This window comes from Pseudomonas sp. RW3S2 (assembly GCF_014268955.1).
Lineage (GTDB): Bacteria > Pseudomonadota > Gammaproteobacteria > Pseudomonadales > Pseudomonadaceae > Aquipseudomonas > Aquipseudomonas wayambapalatensis.
This window is the reverse complement of record NZ_JABWRM010000017.1, coordinates 1-17,107: the sequence shown is the minus strand read 5'-3', so window position 1 is coordinate 17,107 and position 17,107 is coordinate 1. Positions and strand designations below refer to the sequence as shown.

Here is a 17,107-nt window from a genome sequence, read left to right as displayed (position 1 = left end):
GTCTGCTTCATAGGGTGAGTTGTCTGGATGGGAGTATAGCCTTGCAGACAGACAGTGGATAATGGCGAGCATCTGCGGTGGTTTTTCGCGGACAACCTCACTCCCGCAAAAGCCCGCACCGAAACAGCAATTCCCACGAGTCAAAGCCTCATGAACTACAGCTTCCCCGTCCTGGCGATTCTTATCTGGGCCGGCAACACCGTCGTCACCAAGATGTCCGCCGGAGCGATCTTTCCCGCCGAGATCGGCTTCTACCGCTGGCTGCTTGCCGGCCTGCTGCTCACCCCGTTCCTGCTGCCGCAGGTGTGGCGCAACCGCGCGGCGATCCGTGCGCAGTTGGGCAAGCTGTTCGTCCTCGGCGTGCTGGGCATGGTCATGTACCAGAGCATGGCCTACTTCGCCGCCGGCATCACCAGTGCCACCAACATGGGCATCATCCTCTCGCTGATGCCGCTGATGTCGCTGGCCCTGTCGATCGCCTGGCTCGGCCAGCGCCTGACCTACGGCGCCTCGCTCGGCGCCCTGGTGTCGTTCTTCGGCGTGCTGGAGGTGGTGTCCGCCGGCAACCCCGGCGCGCTGCTGCACCAAGGGCTCAATGGCGGTGACCTGCTGATGCTGGTCGCCACCTTCGCCTACGCCCTGTACAGCGTGCTGCTGAAGAAATGGCAATTGCGCCTGCCACAGATGCAACTGCTGTACATGCAGATCTGGATGGCGATCCTGGTACTACTGCCGATGTACCTGCTGTCAGAGAAGACCGGGCTGACCGCGAACAATATCGGCCTGGTACTGTACGCCTGTGTACTGGCGTCGATGATCGCGCCGCAGTTCTGGATGCAGGCCGTGCACAGGCTCGGGCCGACCCGCACGACCCTGTTCTTCAACCTGTTGCCGGTGGTGACTGCCGTGATCGCCGCCGGGGTCCTGAACGAGCAGTTGGCCAGCTATCACTTGTATGGCGGCCTGCTGACACTGGCCGGGGTCATCCTCGCCGAACGCTGGACCACCCCCGTGCGCCGCGCGCCTACAGCCCGGCATCCTTGAGTCGGGCAGCGTGCTCGGTGAACAGGCGCACCGGGTCGACGCCCTTGCCCACGGCACCGAACTGCTGGTTGACGATGTCCAGGTGATCGAGCGGGTAATCGTCGCCGATCACCTGGCCCAGGTGCGAACTGCAACGCCCGACCATGCCATCGCACTGACCTTTCTCGCGGGTAAAACTGCGGGCGAACAGGCGGCAGAACCGGTTGCTGCCATCGAAGCGGTTCCAGCCCTTGTCGGTACGCCCGGGCTGCAGGATGCCGGACCAGGAGTAATAGCGCACGCCACCGACCTCGGCGGCCCCCTCGCCGCCCCAGTGCTGCGGCAATCCCTGCGGATACGCCTGGTTGAACAGCGCCACGCCCGAACAGGTCAGCGACTGATGCGAGGCATGCACATCGATGGGTAGCGGATCACGGCGCCAGCCGGTCTCCAGCCACACCAGCAGCAGCGCCAGGCCATGCAGCGCAGCCTTGAGCAGGCGCCCCCGGGCCGAGTCGCCAGGGGCGCTGCGTTCGAGATAATCGGCAAGTTCCGAGCCCTGGTTGGGGCCGGCCACCGAGGTCACCGACGCCACCCGCCCGGGCCTGCAGGCCGCGGCATAGCGCGCACTCAACGCACCCTGGCTGTGGCCGATGAGATTGACCTTGTCTGCCCCGGTGCGCTGGCAGATGTCTTCGATGATCGCCAGCAACTGCTCGCCACGCACCTCGCTGGAATGCAGCGGCGAGACCTGCACTGCAAACACCTGCGCCCCGCCCCGGCGCAACGCCGGGACGATGCCGAACCAGTACGGATAGAGCAGCAACCGCACGAAACCGAGCATGCCCGGCACCAGCACCAGCGGGTAGCGTGTGGCCAGTTCGTTTGCCATCTGCCATTTCTCTCCCTGAACCCTGCCCTTCTCAGAGTAGTCGCCGCTTCGCTTGATGAATCGAACTCCTGACGCGCCGTGCGGTTCCAACCTTAACAGCTACCCGCAACGGACCTTCTGCAAGGAGCGGAACCATGAACAAAGCGATCCTGGCCATTCTTGTCGCAAGCACGACCCTCGCCGCCTGCGGCAGTCGCCCGGAGAACCCGGTGGACTACGTGACCTACCGCGACGAGCCGCTGGTCAAGCAGGTCGAGCACGGCATGACCACGCAAAAGGTCATCGCCATCGGCGGCAGCCCGTCGAACATGAGCGACCTGCCCAACGGCGGGATCTGCAACGACTACATCCTCTACAAGGATGGCAAGCAGCAGCCCTACTACGTGCGCTTCGACGCCAGCGGCCATGTCGATGCCAAAGGCTTCAAGACCTGCAAGCAACGAGAAGAGGACCGCAAGGCCGTCCCCGGCCAGTGAGCCCTCCCGCCCCAACCCCTGATCTGTATGGAGAGAGTCATGAGCAACGTTGAACTGACCGATATCAACACCTTGCGCCAGCGCGCGCGCCAGCATGTCGAGCAAGGCGCGGTCACCGAGGGCTACAACGCCGACCGCCAGGAAATCATCCGCCTGCTGAACGAGTCGCTGGCCACCGAGCTGGTCTGCACCCTGCGCTACAAGCGCCACTACTTCATGGCCAGCGGTATCAAGGCCAGCGTCGCCGCCGAGGAGTTTCTCGAGCACGCGAACCAGGAGTCCGAACACGCCGACAAGCTGGCCGAGCGGATCGTCCAACTGGGCGGCGAGCCGGATTTCAACCCGGACAACCTGAGCAAGAACTCCCACGCGCAGTACGTGGCCGGCAGCAATCTCAAGGAGATGGTGCTCGAAGACCTGGTCGCCGAGCGTATCGCCATCGACAGCTACCGCGAGATCATTCAGTACATCGGTGACAAGGACCCGACCACCCGTCGTATCTTCGAAGACATCCTGGCCCAGGAAGAAGAGCACGCCGACGATATGTCGGACCTGCTGCAAGGGTTGTAAGCACTGCAGGTGCGGATCGCTCGCGGCAAGGATGTCCGCGAGCAACCTGTAAGCCATCGCGTATCTTTCCCTCTATTTCCCCCTAATTCCTCGCCTCGTTATTTCTTCGGCTTCACCGCCGCAGGCGCCTTGCCGGCCTTCATTCGCTCCAGCAGCGGCGTGCACTGGTTGGGCACATCACCACTCGGAGCGATCAGCGCCAGCAACCCGGCGGCCGGCCCGATCGCCACACCCAGCGCTACCATCCCTGCGCCACGCAAAGCCAGCGGCACCGCCTGCACGCCAGCACTGGGCTTGGCGAAAGGCCCGCGCACGTACAGCGGTGAGCGCAGCGAGAACAGGCGCAGGCCCTTGGATTCCGGGGTGACCTTCAGGTCCAGTTGCTCGCTGGCAAAATTCGCCGTGCCGTTGATGTAGATGATCGCGTTCTCGGTGTCGAACACGAACAGCCGCGTGGTCGCCAAACCATCCTTGATACCGACGTCGGCCGCCGCGCAGTTGATCTTCACATCCTCGTCACCGAACAGCTTGTCGACCACATAGTTGCCGACGTTGAGCCCGGCGATCTCCATCAGGCTGCGGCTGATCGCGCCATCGTTGATCAGCAGCCGCAGGTCGCCATTGGAGGTGCCCAGCAACGCCGCCACTGAATTGCCGCGTCCGCTCAGGTCGGCATCGCCGTTCAGCTCACCGAAACTGGTCTGCATCGGGGCAAAGGTGGGGAACAGTTCCTTGAGCTTGAAGCCGCGGGCAGTCAGGCGTGCGCGGCCCTGCATCGGCACCGAGCGGCCATCGAGGCGAATATTGGCATCGAGGTTGCCGCCGGCCACGCCAAAGCGCAGCGGGACCATACGCAGCAGACCGTCCTCGAGCACCACATGGGCAGACAGATCCTTGAACGGCAACTGCTCGCTATGCACGATTCGCTTGCCAGCGAACGTCACGTCGGCATCCATCGCCCGCCACCGCTCGGTGCGGAACTCCTCTACCGGCAGCACCTTGCCGGTCGGCTGCTTGCTGGCGCCACCACGGGCTTTCTGCTCGGCGTTGGAGTCGGCGCCGATCAGTGGCGCCAGGTCCTTGAACAGCAACTGGTTGGAGACCAGGTTGCCGGAGAGCTTGGGCCGTGGCTGGCTGGCGACGAAGGCCAGGTCGCCATGGATGTCGCTGTCACCGATCTTGCCGTTGAACCCTTCATAGCGAAAACGCGCGCCCTGCGGATCGTGCAGGTTGGCGGTGAGATGACCGTCGGTGGCATAGGCCGGGGTATCGGGCAAAGTCACGCCAGTCAGTGGATAGAGGTTGCCCAGGCTGCTGCCGGAAAGTTTCAGGCGCAGGTCAAGGGCGCCAAGGTTGCGTGGATCGGTCAAGGTGCCGGCGACCGCTGCGCGCGTATCGCCGACGCGTGCATCGACCTGCAGCGGGAATGGCTGCCTGGCGTCCTGCAGCGCCAGCAGGCCGCCGATCTTGCCGGTCGCAGACACTGCCTGGCCCTTGTAGCGACCTTCGGCCTTGAGCCCGAACGCGTAATCCTGCGCACCACCGACCTTTTCCGCGCTGGCCTTGCCGACGATCTCGCTGAAAGGGATCGGCTTGCCCAGCGGGTCGATCTGCACTTTCATGCTGGTCTGCAGGGTCTGGTCGTCGAAAGTGACGTTGCCTTGGTCGAAGCCGATGGCGCCGATATCCAGCACCCATTTCGACGGTTCGGCGTTCTCGTCCTTGGGCCCGAAGTCGAAGGTCCAGTTGGCCCGGCCGTCGGCCAGGCGGGTCAGGCTGGCGGTGGGATGGGTGAGGTCGATGCGCGGGATCGAGATCTGCTGGAACAACAGCGGCAGCGGCGACAGGCGAAACTCGACACGTTCCAGGCCGACCATCTGCGGCTCCTTGAGCCAGTCGGGATTGCCCAGGGTCAGGTCTTCGGCCACGAAGCGCGGCCACGGCACCCAGGCGCGCCAGCCGCCCTCATCGGGCTCGCGCTGCCAGTGCACGGCGAGGTTGCCATTGATGGCGAAAGGCCGATGCAGGGCCTCGGAGACCTTCTCGTTGAGCAACGGCTTGATACGGTTCCAGTCGAAGGTGGCGATCACCACCACCAGTATCGCCAGCAAGGCCGCGAGGATAGCGAGGGTCCAGGTAAAGATTCTGGCGGGGCGCGTCATTGCGGGGCTCTCCTGACTGCATGACATGAAGCGGTGCGGCAAAGGCGTTCATTACTTCGGACTGACGAAAGCCCGCGGGGTTTTATCGATGACAGCAATGATAGCGAAGTTTTTCCTGACCTAATTCTCAGCTTCGGGGATGAAATCGACCCGGGTGTTACCGGCAAAACGGGGTAGCACGTAGCCACCCATCACCCCGAAATCATTGATCCAGAGCCTTTGCGCCCAACCATCATTTCCGTCGATTGTTACCATTAGCCGTATGAACTTTTTTCTTGAGTTACCAAGCGTAGCATTGCCCTCGTACCCACTTTCCAGCGTCCCACGAGGAGCACCGAATCATGAAACGCCAACTGCTGCTGAGCCTGAGTCTTTCCATCCTTGCCGCCAACGCCTTCGCCTTGCCGGCTGCCGACCAACACCTGAGCGCCGAAGCCCGTTCCAGCTCGGCAGTGATTGCCCAGCCCCTGAAAACCGTTGCCGAAGGTGGCTCGGATCGTCTGATCGAACGCAACAACCGCGTTGCCGAAGGTGGCTCGGACCGTCTGATCGAACGTAACAACCGCGTTGCCGAAGGTGGCTCGGATCGCCTGATCGAACGTAACAACCGCGTTGCCGAAGGTGGCTCGGACCGTCTGATCGAACGTAACAATCGCGTTGCCGAAGGTGGCTCGGATCGCCTGATCGAACGTAACAACCGCGTTGCCGAAGGTGGCTCGGATCGTCTGATCGAACGTAACAACCGCGTTGCCGAAGGTGGCTCGGATCGTCTGGTCGAAATCCGCCGCGTGAGCTGATGCCCATGGCTGATAACGACAACTCGACATACAGCGCTTGCTCCCCTCCAAAGCCCGGTCCATTGACCGGGCTTCGTTTTTTTATCTAGAGTGCCCAGCCGTACTGTCACAGAATCCAGAACCCCATGCTGCCGCGTGCCGAACAGAAGCAACAGACCCGCCAGGCCTTGCTCGACGCCGCCTGCCAGCTGATGGAGAGTGGCCGTGGCTTTGGCAGCATCAGCCTGCGCGAAGTGGCCAAGGCCGCTGGCATCGTCCCCACCGGTTTCTATCGGCATTTCCCCGACATGGATGCCCTGGGCCTCGCGCTGGTCGCCGAGGTCGACGCAACCTTCCGCCAGACCATTCGCCTGGTGCGCCACAACGAATTCGAACTCGGCGGCATCACCGACGCCTCGGTGCGCATCTTTCTCGATGTGGTGGCGGCACACCGCGCCCAATTCCTGTTCCTCGCCCGTGAACAGTACGGCGGATCGCAGCCCGTGCGCCAAGCCATCGCCCGGCTGCGCCGGGACATCAGCTCTGACCTGGCCACCGACCTTGCACGCATGACCCGCTGGCAGCACCTGGACAGCGCCGCCCTGGGGGTGATGGCCGACCTGGTGGTCAAGACCGTGTTCGCCACCCTGCCAGAGCTGATCGACAGCCCTGATCCGGCTTGTCCACAGGCGCTGACCGCGCAGGACAAGATCACCCAGCAACTGCGCTTCATCTTCGTCGGGGCGCGGCATTGGCAGGGGTTGGGGAATCCTGGCTGAAGCCCGCGAGGCGGCCAGCACAATCAACCCCTTGCCCAGTTCTGCTACCATGGCGCCCTGCCCGATTGCGACGAGCGCCTTCATGTCCAACCCCCGCCCTACCCCGTCCGAGTTGACCACCTGCCTGGCTTCTGTGCGCGAACATTTCGCCGAGCGCATCGTGCCCTTGTGGCAAGGTCCCGGGTGGAACGCCGACATGGCCCTGCCCTTCGAAGCCCTCGACGCCGAACACCACCCCCTGCCGGTGCAGCGCTACCGCGCAATGGCCTGCGCACGTCAGCTCTACCTGTTCAGCAGCCGCATCGAGCAACCCGGTGCCGCCGAGCGCGCTGCCGCGCTGTTCCGCTCGCTGCAGCGACATTTTCACGACGCCGAGCACGGCGGCTGGTTCTACAGCATCGATGCCGACGGCAAGCCACTGGACCGACGCAAGGACCTCTACACCCACGCCTTCATCGTCTTCGCCTGCGCCCACTACTGGGGCAAGGTCGGCGAAGGGCTGGTCGGGTCGGCGCTGAACGCGGCCCTGGAAATCATCGAGGAGCAGTTCGCTCGGGATGATGGTCTGTACGAAGCCGTGCTGGGCGAAGACTGGTCCGACCTTGGCAGCGGCCCGCTGCAGAACCCGCAGATGCACCTGGCCGAAGCCTTCCTGCAAACCCTGGCCGTGCGTAAGGACGATGCCGCGCAAGCGGCCCTGCTGCAGTTATGCACAGCCCTGCAGGCGCAGTTCATCGATCCGACCCACGGCGTGATGCTGGAAAAACCCCGCGGTGCTGTGGATAACTGGTTCGAGCCCGGCCATCAGTTCGAATGGTTCTACCTGCTCGACACCTCGCCACTGCTGCGCGGGACCCCGCTGCATGCATCGATCAGCCGGGCGTTCGAGTACGCCGAGGGTTGCGGCGTGAAGGATGCGGCGGTGCTCGCGTCGCTGGATGTGGATGGCAAGGTCATTGATGCGACCCAGCGGATCTGGGCCCAGGCCGAATATCTGCGGGCGCTGGCGTTGAAGCCAGGCAACGAGGCGAAGCTGATGACCCAGCTCAAAGCCCTCGAAGACAACTTCCTGCATGCCGGCGGCTGGCACGAATGCCGTGATGGCCAGGGCGCAGTCAGCCGGCACGACATGCCGTCCACCACGCCCTACCACCTGGCCACTTGCCTCGAAGGCCTGCAACGCCTGCACTAATGGCTGTAGGGGCGGCGGTTCGGCGCCCCGACTTGCCCGCGAAAAAGACACCGCGCTGCCTGGCACGGGCTACGCCCGTGTTCGCGGGCAAGCCCGCTCCTACAGGGGGATTGGGCTGACCTTTAGATTTTGAGCAAGACAGTTGCTCCTACAAGAGTTGGCGAGGAACCGTTTTCAGCCCTTGGCCGAGCGGTCGATCGAGAACCCAGCCCAGTCCTGGCTTACCGGCATCAGTTCAAGGCTGTTGATGTTGATGTGCGCCGGCTGGTTGAGCACCCAGAAGATGGTGTCGGCGATGTCCTGCGGCTGGATCGGCTCGGCGCCCGCGTAGGTAGCGTCGTAGCGCGACTGGTCGCCACCGAAGCGCACCAGCGAGAACTCGCTTTCGCACAGCCCCGGCTCGATGTTGGTCACCCGTACGCCGGTGCCGCGCAGGTCGCAGCGCAGGCTCAGGGAGAACTGCCCGACAAAGGCCTTGGTGCCGCCATACACATGGCTGCCCGGATAGGGGTAGTTGCCCGCCACCGAACCCACGTTGAGGATGCTTGCGCCACGGCCATGGGCGATCAGGCGCGGCAACAGCAGGCGGGTGGTGTACATCAGGCCCTTGATGTTGGTGTCGACCATGGTTTCCCAGTCGTCCAGGTCGCACTGCGGCGCAGGGTCGGCGCCCAGGGCCAGCCCTGCGTTGTTGACCAGGCCCTGCAACTTGTCGAAGGTCGGCGGCAGGCCGGCAATCGCCGCCTCCATTGCCTTGCGGTCGCGCACATCGACCACCAGGCCCAACACCTCGGTCTTGGCCGACAGCTCGGCGCACAGGGCATCCAGGCGCTCCTTGCGGCGACCGGTGAGCACCAGCTTCCAGCCCGCGTCGGCGAAACGACGGGCAGTGGCTTCACCGAAACCGGAAGTGGCACCTGTGATGAATACGGTGGACGTCATGCTGTTCTCCTTCGCTGTAGGGGTCGTCGCAGGCCTTGCAGCATGCCCGCGGCGCTCGCCGGCAGCAAGCCGTTTTCGGTACTGGTCAAAAAACAGGCAACGCCTCGAAAGCCTTGCAGCACAAGGGCTGGTGCAGGCTATACGCATCTTATCCACAAGGCTTTCCCCACGGATTGGGGGCAACTCGTCGGGTAAAGTGAACCCTGTGGCCTGAGGGAACTCTTTCAGAGCGCTCAGGGTGATGGCTCAACGCTTTCAGCCATGCCGTGTACAGCGGTCTGTCCAAGGGTTGCGCACAGACTTATCCACAGAAAGACAGCAGCGATCCCTGGCCGCGTTTCAACGGCAAAAGAGCCACGGAATTGTGCACAAAGCTCGATTGATCAATTATTGATCATTGCCATGCAGGCCTTGGAGTGCGAGGGGTCCAGCGAGGTGCCACCATGTTTTCCACAGGCGGTTCCACATTAATCGTGGAAAAGACCGTGCCTGTGGAAACAAGGGTTTATGCAAGGAATCTACGGTGTTTCAAGCGCGATGTGCGACAAGTTGTCCACATTGGCGACCGGGGCTGCCTTGCAGCCCCTGCCCCACCTCAATGCCCGCCCAGATACGCGCTGCGCACCTCTTCGTTGACCAGCAACTCCTGCCCGGTCCCGGTCATGCGAATCTGGCCGTTGACCATCACATACGCCCGGTCCGACAGTTTCAGCGCATGGTTGGCGTTCTGCTCGACCAGGAAAATGGTCATGCCGGTCTTGGCCAGTTCGCGCAGGGTCGAGAAGATCTGCTTGACCACGATCGGCGCCAACCCCAGCGACGGCTCGTCCAGCAACAGCAGCTTGGGGCGGCTCATCAAGGCACGGGCGATGGCCAGCATCTGCTGCTCGCCGCCGGACATGGTCATGGCCCGCTGGTTGCGGCGCTCCTTGAGTCGCGGGAACAGCTCGTACATGCGCTGCATGTCTTCGTCGGCATGCTTGTCGCCGATGGGGATGGTGCCCATCATCAGGTTCTCCTCGACGGTCATGTCGGGGAACACCCGCCGCCCTTCCGGCGACTGGGCGATGCCGTTGGAGGCGATGTAGTGCGACGACTTGCGGGTAATGTCGGTGCCACGGTAGAGGATCTGCCCGGAAGCTGCCCGCGGCTGGCCGAAAATCGACATCAGCAGCGTGGACTTGCCCGCGCCGTTGGCACCGATCAGGCTGACCGTCTCGCCCTCCTCGATATGCATCGAGACCTTCTTCAGCGCCTGGATCGGCCCGTAGAACACATCCAGGTCCTTGAGCTCGAGAATGGGTGCACTCATATCAGTTCCTCTTCGTCGGCACCCAGGTAGGCGGCGATTACCGTCGGGTTGTTGCGGATGTCCTGCGGGGCGCCTTCGGCGATTACATTGCCGTGGTCGAGCACGACGATGTGATCGGAAATGCTCATGACCATGCCCATGTCATGCTCGATCAGCACCACGGTGATGTCGTGCTCGTCGCGCAGCACACGAATCATGCGGCTCAGGGCCTCGGTCTCCTGCGGGTTGAGGCCGGCGGCCGGCTCGTCCAGGCAGATGATCTTCGGCCGCGTGCACATGGCCCGGGCGATCTCCAGGCGGCGCTGCTGACCGTACGACAGCTCGCCGGCCAGGCGGTTGGCGCAATCGACCAGATCGACCACCTCCAACCAGTAGAACGCGTGGTCCAACGCATCGCTTTCGGCCTGGCGATAGCCCTTGGTGTTGAGCACCCCGGCCAGCAGATTGCGGTTGACCCACATGTGCTGGGCCACCAGCAGGTTTTCCACCACCGACATTTCCTTGAACAGGCGAATGTTCTGGAAGGTGCGTGCCAGGCCCGCGCGGTTCACCAGGTGGGTGCCACCGAACATCTTGTAGTACAGGCGGTTGGCGAAGCGCGCCGGGGAGACGAAATCCGTCGCCTCGAAGCGTTCGCCCAGCAGTTGGATGACGTTGGTGTGACGGCCACGCACGTTCAGCTCGATGCGCCCGCCGCTGGCCTTGTAGAAGCCGGTCAGGCAGTTGAACACCGTGGTCTTGCCAGCGCCGTTGGGGCCGATCAGGGCGAAGATCTGGTTGCGCTTGACCTTCAGGCTGACGTCGCTGAGCGCCTTGATGCCGCCGAACTGCATCATCAGGTTATCGACCGAGAGAATGATTTCGTCGCTCATGGTGCCACTCCTTTACGTGGGACCACGCCAGTGCGGCTGATGCGGATCAGCCCTCGCGGTCGCCAGATCATCATCAGCACCATCAGCACACCGAACAGCAGCACGCGGTACTCGGAGAAGCTGCGCAGCAGCTCCGGCGCCACGGTCAGCACGAAGGCGGCGATCACCACGCCCACGGTCGAGCCCATGCCGCCAAGCACGACGATGGCCAGGATCAAGGCCGATTCGAAGAAGGTGAACGACGACGGGTTGACGAAACCCTGGTAAGTGGCGAAGAACACCCCGGCAAGGCCCGCAGTAGAGGCGCCCAGGGTAAAGGCCGAAAGCTTGACCAGCACGTGGTTCAGGCCCATCGAACGGCAGGCGATCTCGTCTTCACGCAGCGCCTCCCAGGCTCGACCGACCGGCATGCGCGTGAGCCGGTGCTTGATGTAGAGCACCGCCAATACCACCAGGAACAGCACGATGTAGATGAACAGGAACTTGTAGTTGGCGTTGTATTCGATACCGAAGAACTCGTGGAACGGCACCCCGCCATCCTTCGCCCGACGGCCGAACTCCAGCCCGAAGAAGGTCGGCGACGGCGCCGGCATACCGTTCGGGCCACCGGTGAACGACAACCAGTTGTTCAGCACCAGGCGAATGATTTCACCGAACCCCAGGGTGACGATCGCCAGGTAGTCGCCATGCATGCGCAGCACCGGGAAGCCCAGTATGCATCCCGCCAGCGCCGCAGCGATGGCCGCCAATGGCAGCACGGTCCAGAAGCCCAGCCCCAGGTACTGGTAGCCCAACGCCAGGCCGTAGGCGCCGATGGCGTAGAACGCCACGTAACCCAGGTCGAGCAGTCCGGCAAGGCCGACCACGATGTTCAGGCCCAAGCCCAGCAGCACGTAGATCAGCCCGAGGATGACCACGGTCAGCAGGTACTTGTTGGCAAAGATCGGGAAGACGATGGCGATGACGATCAGCGCCGGGATGATGTAGCGCAGGCGCGACTTGTAGTCGGGAGCCAGCACGTGCACGCCGGAGCCGCCGCTGTCGAAGCCTTGCAGCAGGCGTTGGCCGGTGGGTGTCTGCAGGAACAGGCTGAGCACGAAGCGACCGATCATCACCCCGCCGACCAGCCACGCGACTCGCCGGGGTTCTGCATTGAAGCTGTAGCCGTCGAGCACCACGCCGACGATCGGGCCGAAAACGATGAGCGCCAGCAGGCCGGCGACGAGGGTCTCGATCAGGCTGCGCTTGATGTCGAAGCCCTTGCTTGGAGAAGTGGAGGCAGTATTGGCAACGGACATGATCACACCTTAGCCACGAGCGGGCGACCGAGCAGGCCTTGTGGACGGAAGATGAGGATCATCACCAACAGCGAGAAGCTGAACACGTCCTTGTAGTCGGAGTTGACCAGGCCAGAGAACAGCGATTCGGAGATGCCCAGGATGATCCCGCCGAGCATGGCACCCGGCAACGAGCCGATGCCCCCGAGCACCGCGGCAGTGAACGCCTTGATGCCGATGATGAAGCCCGCGTAGAAGTCGAAGGTGCCGTAGTTCATGGTGATCAGCACACCCGCCAGCGCCGCCATCACCGCACCGATGACGAACACATAGGAGATCACGCGGTCGGTGTTGATCCCGAGGATCGACGCCATCTTGCGGTCCTGCTGGGTGGCGCGGCACATGCGCCCGAGCTTGGTGTACTTGATCACGTAGGTGAGCAGGCCCATGCCGACGAAGGCGGCAACCAGGATGAAGATCTTGGTGTAGGTGAGCTGGACGAAGCCGGTACCGATATCGACGCGCCAGGCGCCTTCGAGCAGGGTCGGTACGCCTTGTTGACGCGCGCCCTGGCTGAGCTGCGCGTAGTTCTGCAGGATCAGCGAGATGCCGATGGCGCTGATCAGCGGAGCCAGGCGAGTGGAGTTGCGCAGCGGCTTGTAGGCGATGCGCTCGATGGTGAAGCCATAGACACCGGTGACGACAATGGTGAACAACAGCGTGCCAAGCATCAGCAGCGGGAAGGATTCGATACCGAAGTAGGCCAGCAATGCCAGGCTGATCGCCGCGAGATACGCGGAGATCATATACACCTCGCCGTGCGCGAAGTTGATCATGCCGATGATGCCATAGACCATTGTGTAGCCGATGGCGATCAGACCATAGACAGACCCGAGGGTCAGCCCATTGATCAGTTGCTGCAGGAAAATACCATCCATAACGCAATCTCACCTATTGAGATTGCACGAGCGCCGACCACGGCGGGGGCAAGGGTAGAGCGTCCCTCGCCGCGCAGGACTGTGCAGATCTACGGATAAAGTACAAATACCGCGGGGCCGCGGCCCGGTGCGCCAAGGCGACCGGGCTTCAAGCCATTGTTATTTTTGTTTTTCCAGCTGGTGGTACTTGCCGTTGGCATCCCACTGGTAGACCACGTAGTCGGAGACGGTCAGGTCGCCCTTGCTGTCCCACTTCTTCTCGCCCATGACGGTCTTGACCGGATTGGCCTTGAGCCACTTGGCGGCGTCTTCGCCCTTGTTCGACTTGGCGCCGTTGAACGCGGCGGCCAGCGCCTGGACCGAGGCGTAGGCGTACAAGGTGTAGCCCTCAGGCTCGGTGCCGGCCTTGCGGAACTCCTCGACCACCGCCTTGCTGTCTGGCAGCAGGCGCGGGTCGGCACCAAAGGTCATGTACACGCCGTCGGTGTACTGCGCACCGCCTGCGGTGGCCACCAGTTCGTCGGTGACGATACCGTCGTCGGACATGAACTTGACGTCCTTCAGGCCCTGCTCGCGCAGTTGGCGCACCAGCGGACCGGCTTCCGGGTGCAGCCCGCCGAAGTAGACGACGTCGGCACCATTGGCGCGGATCTTGGTGACCACGGCACTGAAGTCCTTCTCGCCACGGGTCAGGCCTTCGTACAGCACAGGCTTGACGCCGCGCTTCTCGAGCTGCGCCTTGGTCGCATCGGCCAGGCCCTGGCCATAGGTGTCCTTGTCGTGCAGGACCGCGACCTTCTTGCCCTTGAGCACATCGACGATGTAGTCGCCGGCGACGATGCCCTGCTGGTCGTCACGACCGCACATGCGGAACATGGCCGACAGGCCGCGCTCGGTGACCTGCGGGTTGGTCGACCCGGGGGTGATCGCGATGACGCCGGCTTCGTCGTACACCTCGGAAGCGGGAATGGTGTTGGAGGAGCAGAAGTGTCCGACCACGCCGATCACCTTGTCCTGATCGACCAGGCGGTTGGCCACGGCCACGGCCTGCTTCGGCTCGCACGCGTCATCGCCCTTGACCAGGACGATCTTCTCGCCGTTGATGCCGCCAGCCTTGTTGACCACATCGGCTGCCGCCTGGGCGCCCTTCATGTATTGCTCGCCAAACGCTGCGTTGGCGCCGGTCATCGGGCCCGCTACGCCGATCTTTACGTCGGCCTGTACATACGAAGAAACACCCAGTGCCGTAGCCACGGCCAGTGCCAGGAAACCTTTCTTGTAAAACGTCTGCGACATGAGGTGGTGCTCCTAGAGTTTTTTTAGTTGGCACTACAACTTCATCAACCCTGTGCTCCGAGCAAGGGCCGTGCCATCAGTTTTGTCTTCCGGGAAAACACACTTCGCTGGGCCACTGCAGACCTCCGGCGGTCGTTTCTTTATTGAGCGTGCAACCGTCTGCCACAGGGCAGGCGCCACTGAACGCAAAACAAAGGAGCAACCGCAAGGTGCCATCATTGCAACCCTCGCAAGTGTTTACGTGCAACCGCCCTGTAACAGTGGACGTCACCGAAGTGCACACCGGTGGTGCGTCACTGCTACAGGCAGCACTGTTTGAAGGCTAGCTGGTGCACGGAAAAACACCCGATCTGGCGGTTCTGGCCCCTTCACGGGCAAGCCCGCTCCCACTCCTGTGTAGGAGCGAGCTTGCCCGCGAAGAGACCAGCCCAGACACCACAACACCCAAAAGGCTGGCACAATGTCCGCCATTCGCTGCTTCCGGAGCCTTTTTGATGAGCGAGAGCGCATTCGCCGAGCGCATCGTGCATAACCTGCTCGACACCGACTTCTACAAGCTCACCATGATGCAGGGCGTCCTGCACAACTACCCGGACGCCGACGTGGAATGGGAATTCCGCTGCCGCAACGGCGAAGACCTGCGCCCCTATCTGGGTGAAATCCGCCGGCAGATCGAACGGCTGGCCGACCTCACCCTCGACGACGGCCAACTGACCTTCCTCGAACGCATCAGCTTCCTCAAGCCCGACTTCCTGCGCTTTCTCGGCCTGTTCCGCTTCAACCTGCGCTACCTGCGCATCGGCATCGAGCACGACCAGTTGTTCCTGCGCCTGCGCGGCCCATGGCTGCACGTGATCCTGTTCGAGGTGCCGCTGCTGGCGATCATCAGCGAAGTGCGCAACCGCGCCCTGCATCCGCAGATGCGCCTGAACGCTGCGCGCGACCAGCTCTATCGCAAGTTCGACTGGTTGCGCGCCAATGCCAGTGAAGAGGAGCTGGGCGCCCTGCAGGTCGCCGACTTCGGCACCCGCCGACGCTTCTCGAGCCGCGTGCAGGAAGAGGTGGTACGGGTGATGCGCGATGACTTCCCGGCACGCTTCGTCGGCACCAGCAACGTCGACCTGGCATGGAAACTGGATATCAAGCCGCTCGGCACCATGGCCCATGAATGGATCATGGCCCACCAGCAGCTCGGCCCGCGGCTGATCGACAGCCAGATCGCCGCGCTGGACTGCTGGGTACGCGAGTACCGCGGGCTGCTCGGCATCGCCCTGACCGACTGCATCACCATGGATGCGTTCCTCGGCGACTTCGACCTGTACTTCGCCAAGCTCTTCGACGGCCTGCGCCACGATTCGGGCGAGCCGGTGGCCTGGGCGGAAAAGGCCATCGCGCACTATCGCAAGCTGGGGATCGATCCGATGACCAAGACCCTGGTGTTCTCCGATGGCCTGGACCTGCCGCGCACCCTGCAGATCTTCCGCGCACTGCGCGGCCGCATCAATGTCAGCTTCGGCATCGGCACCAACCTGACCTGTGACATCCCGGGTGTGGCGCCGATGAGCATCGTGCTTAAAATGACCGACTGCAACGGCTCGCCAGTGGCGAAGATTTCCGACGAAGCCGCCAAGACCCAATGCCGCGACGAGAACTTCGTCGCCTACCTGCGTCACGTATTCAAAGTCCCTAGCAAGGAGTAACCCATGCAAGCCGTTCAGCAAGAGATTGCCCAGGCGCTCAAGGTACAGCCACCCTTCGCCGACGCCGCCGCGCTCGAGAAGGAAGTGGCCCGGCGCGTGGCCTTCATCAAGGACTGCCTGGCCAACGCCCGACTCAAGACCCTGGTGCTGGGCATCAGCGGCGGCGTCGATTCGCTGACCGCCGCCCTGCTCGCCCAGCGCGCCGTCAATGAGCTGCGCGCCGAGACCGGCGACAAGGCCTACACCTTCATCGCCGTACGCCTGCCCTACCAGGTGCAGCACGACGAACACGACGCCCAGGCCTGCCTGGAGGTGATCAAGGCAGACGAAGTGCACACCGTCGATATCGCCCCGGCCGTCCGAGCCCTGGCCGCCGAAGTGGTGGAGCTGAAGAACGGCTCGCCGACCCTGGTCGACTTCGTCGTTGGCAACGTCAAGGCGCGCACCCGCATGGTCGCCCAGTACACCATCGCTGGCGCGCGCGCAGGCCTGGTGATCGGCACCGACCACGCCGCCGAGGCGGTGATGGGCTTCTTTACCAAGTTCGGTGATGGTGCCTGTGACCTGGCGCCGCTGAGCGGGCTGGTGAAGAACCAGGTGCGGGCGATCGCGCGCAGCTTCGGTGCGCCGGAATCGCTGGTGGAGAAGGTGCCGACCGCAGACCTGGAAGACCTGGAACCAGGCAAGCCGGACGAGGCATCACATGGCGTGACCTATCAGCAGATCGATGCCTTCCTGCATGGGCAGCCGGTTGACCAGGCAGCGTTCGACATCATCGTCGCCACCTACCGCAAGACCCAGCACAAGCGCGAACTGCCGTTCGCCCCATAAAAAGCTTCGCGGGCAAGCCCGCTCCCACAGGTTGTTCACTGTTCTCAATGGCAGTGAACAACCTGTGGG

General features: G+C 63.1%; 16 protein-coding genes. 8 read left to right on the top strand and 8 right to left on the bottom strand.

Annotated elements, in window-relative coordinates:
• Positions 1–150: 150 nt before the first annotated feature.
• Complete coding sequence (locus HU748_RS21225; protein WP_186711366.1) at positions 151–1,044, top strand: DMT family transporter; 894 nt, start codon at positions 151–153, stop codon at positions 1,042–1,044.
• Here HU748_RS21225 and HU748_RS21220 read toward each other — a convergent pair.
• The gene (locus HU748_RS21220) at positions 1,025–1,915 is read right to left on the bottom strand and encodes a triacylglycerol lipase (protein ID WP_186711367.1); all 891 of its coding nucleotides are present in this window, start codon (positions 1,913–1,915) and stop codon (positions 1,025–1,027) included. The two genes, HU748_RS21225 and HU748_RS21220, sit on opposite strands and share 20 nt — an antisense overlap.
• Before the next feature lie 134 nt (positions 1,916–2,049).
• Between HU748_RS21220 and osmE the strand changes: the two genes are divergently transcribed.
• Positions 2,050–2,391 carry an osmotically-inducible lipoprotein OsmE gene (gene osmE, locus HU748_RS21215; RefSeq protein ID WP_186665960.1) on the top strand — a complete coding sequence of 114 codons (342 nt, stop codon included), beginning with the start codon at positions 2,050–2,052 and terminating at the stop codon, positions 2,389–2,391.
• A 39-nt stretch (positions 2,392–2,430) separates the two neighbouring features.
• On the top strand, positions 2,431–2,961 hold the full coding sequence (locus HU748_RS21210; RefSeq protein ID WP_186721836.1) for a ferritin-like domain-containing protein: 531 nt from the start codon (positions 2,431–2,433) through the stop codon (positions 2,959–2,961).
• A 98-nt stretch (positions 2,962–3,059) separates the two neighbouring features.
• Here HU748_RS21210 and HU748_RS21205 read toward each other — a convergent pair whose 3' ends face one another.
• A complete protein-coding gene (locus HU748_RS21205) occupies positions 3,060–5,123 on the bottom strand; it encodes an AsmA family protein (RefSeq protein ID WP_186721834.1) in 2,064 nt (687 codons plus the stop codon).
• 341 nt (positions 5,124–5,464) lie between these two features.
• On the opposite strand from HU748_RS21205, the gene HU748_RS21200 reads away from it, so the two are divergent.
• The 3 genes from HU748_RS21200 to HU748_RS21190 all read left to right on the top strand — a co-directional run bounded on the left by HU748_RS21200 (position 5,465) and on the right by HU748_RS21190 (position 7,870).
• The gene (locus HU748_RS21200) at positions 5,465–5,920 is read left to right on the top strand and encodes a phage infection protein (RefSeq protein ID WP_186721832.1); all 456 of its coding nucleotides are present in this window, start codon (positions 5,465–5,467) and stop codon (positions 5,918–5,920) included.
• A gap of 125 nt (positions 5,921–6,045) precedes the next feature.
• Complete coding sequence (locus HU748_RS21195; RefSeq protein WP_054894553.1) at positions 6,046–6,678, top strand: TetR family transcriptional regulator; 633 nt, start codon at positions 6,046–6,048, stop codon at positions 6,676–6,678.
• Between the two features lie 82 nt (positions 6,679–6,760).
• Positions 6,761–7,870 carry an AGE family epimerase/isomerase gene (locus HU748_RS21190; protein ID WP_186721830.1) on the top strand — a complete coding sequence of 370 codons (1,110 nt, stop codon included), beginning with the start codon at positions 6,761–6,763 and terminating at the stop codon, positions 7,868–7,870.
• A gap of 174 nt (positions 7,871–8,044) precedes the next feature.
• Here HU748_RS21190 and HU748_RS21185 read toward each other — a convergent pair whose 3' ends face one another.
• The 6 genes from HU748_RS21185 to HU748_RS21160 form a co-directional block, all read right to left on the bottom strand.
• Positions 8,045–8,812, bottom strand: coding sequence for an SDR family oxidoreductase (locus HU748_RS21185; RefSeq protein WP_186721828.1), 768 nt, complete (start codon positions 8,810–8,812; stop codon positions 8,045–8,047).
• Between the two features lie 595 nt (positions 8,813–9,407).
• Positions 9,408–10,124: an ABC transporter ATP-binding protein gene (locus HU748_RS21180; protein ID WP_054894550.1), complete on the bottom strand. Its 717-nt coding sequence runs from the start codon at positions 10,122–10,124 to the stop codon at positions 9,408–9,410.
• The gene (locus HU748_RS21175) at positions 10,121–10,996 is read right to left on the bottom strand and encodes an ATP-binding cassette domain-containing protein (protein WP_186665953.1); all 876 of its coding nucleotides are present in this window, start codon (positions 10,994–10,996) and stop codon (positions 10,121–10,123) included. The genes HU748_RS21180 and HU748_RS21175 overlap by 4 nt, the downstream gene beginning before the upstream one ends.
• Positions 10,993–12,294 carry a high-affinity branched-chain amino acid ABC transporter permease LivM gene (livM, locus tag HU748_RS21170; protein ID WP_186711698.1) on the bottom strand — a complete coding sequence of 434 codons (1,302 nt, stop codon included), beginning with the start codon at positions 12,292–12,294 and terminating at the stop codon, positions 10,993–10,995. Before livM ends, HU748_RS21175 begins: the two co-directional genes overlap by 4 nt.
• Before the next feature lie 2 nt (positions 12,295–12,296).
• Entirely contained in the window at positions 12,297–13,211 is a 915-nt protein-coding gene (locus HU748_RS21165; RefSeq protein ID WP_186665947.1) for a branched-chain amino acid ABC transporter permease LivH, read from the bottom strand.
• A gap of 159 nt (positions 13,212–13,370) precedes the next feature.
• Positions 13,371–14,507 (bottom strand): branched-chain amino acid ABC transporter substrate-binding protein, encoded by a 1,137-nt coding sequence (locus HU748_RS21160; protein ID WP_186721826.1) that lies wholly within the window; start codon positions 14,505–14,507, stop codon positions 13,371–13,373.
• Positions 14,508–15,001: 494 nt separating this feature from the next.
• Between HU748_RS21160 and pncB the strand changes: the two genes are divergently transcribed.
• Positions 15,002–16,207, top strand: a complete 1,206-nt coding sequence (gene pncB, locus HU748_RS21155) for a nicotinate phosphoribosyltransferase (RefSeq protein WP_186721824.1) — start codon at positions 15,002–15,004, stop codon at positions 16,205–16,207.
• 3 nt (positions 16,208–16,210) lie between these two features.
• The gene (gene nadE / locus HU748_RS21150; RefSeq protein ID WP_186711696.1) at positions 16,211–17,038 is read left to right on the top strand and encodes an ammonia-dependent NAD(+) synthetase; all 828 of its coding nucleotides are present in this window, start codon (positions 16,211–16,213) and stop codon (positions 17,036–17,038) included.
• Positions 17,039–17,107: the final 69 nt, after the last annotated feature.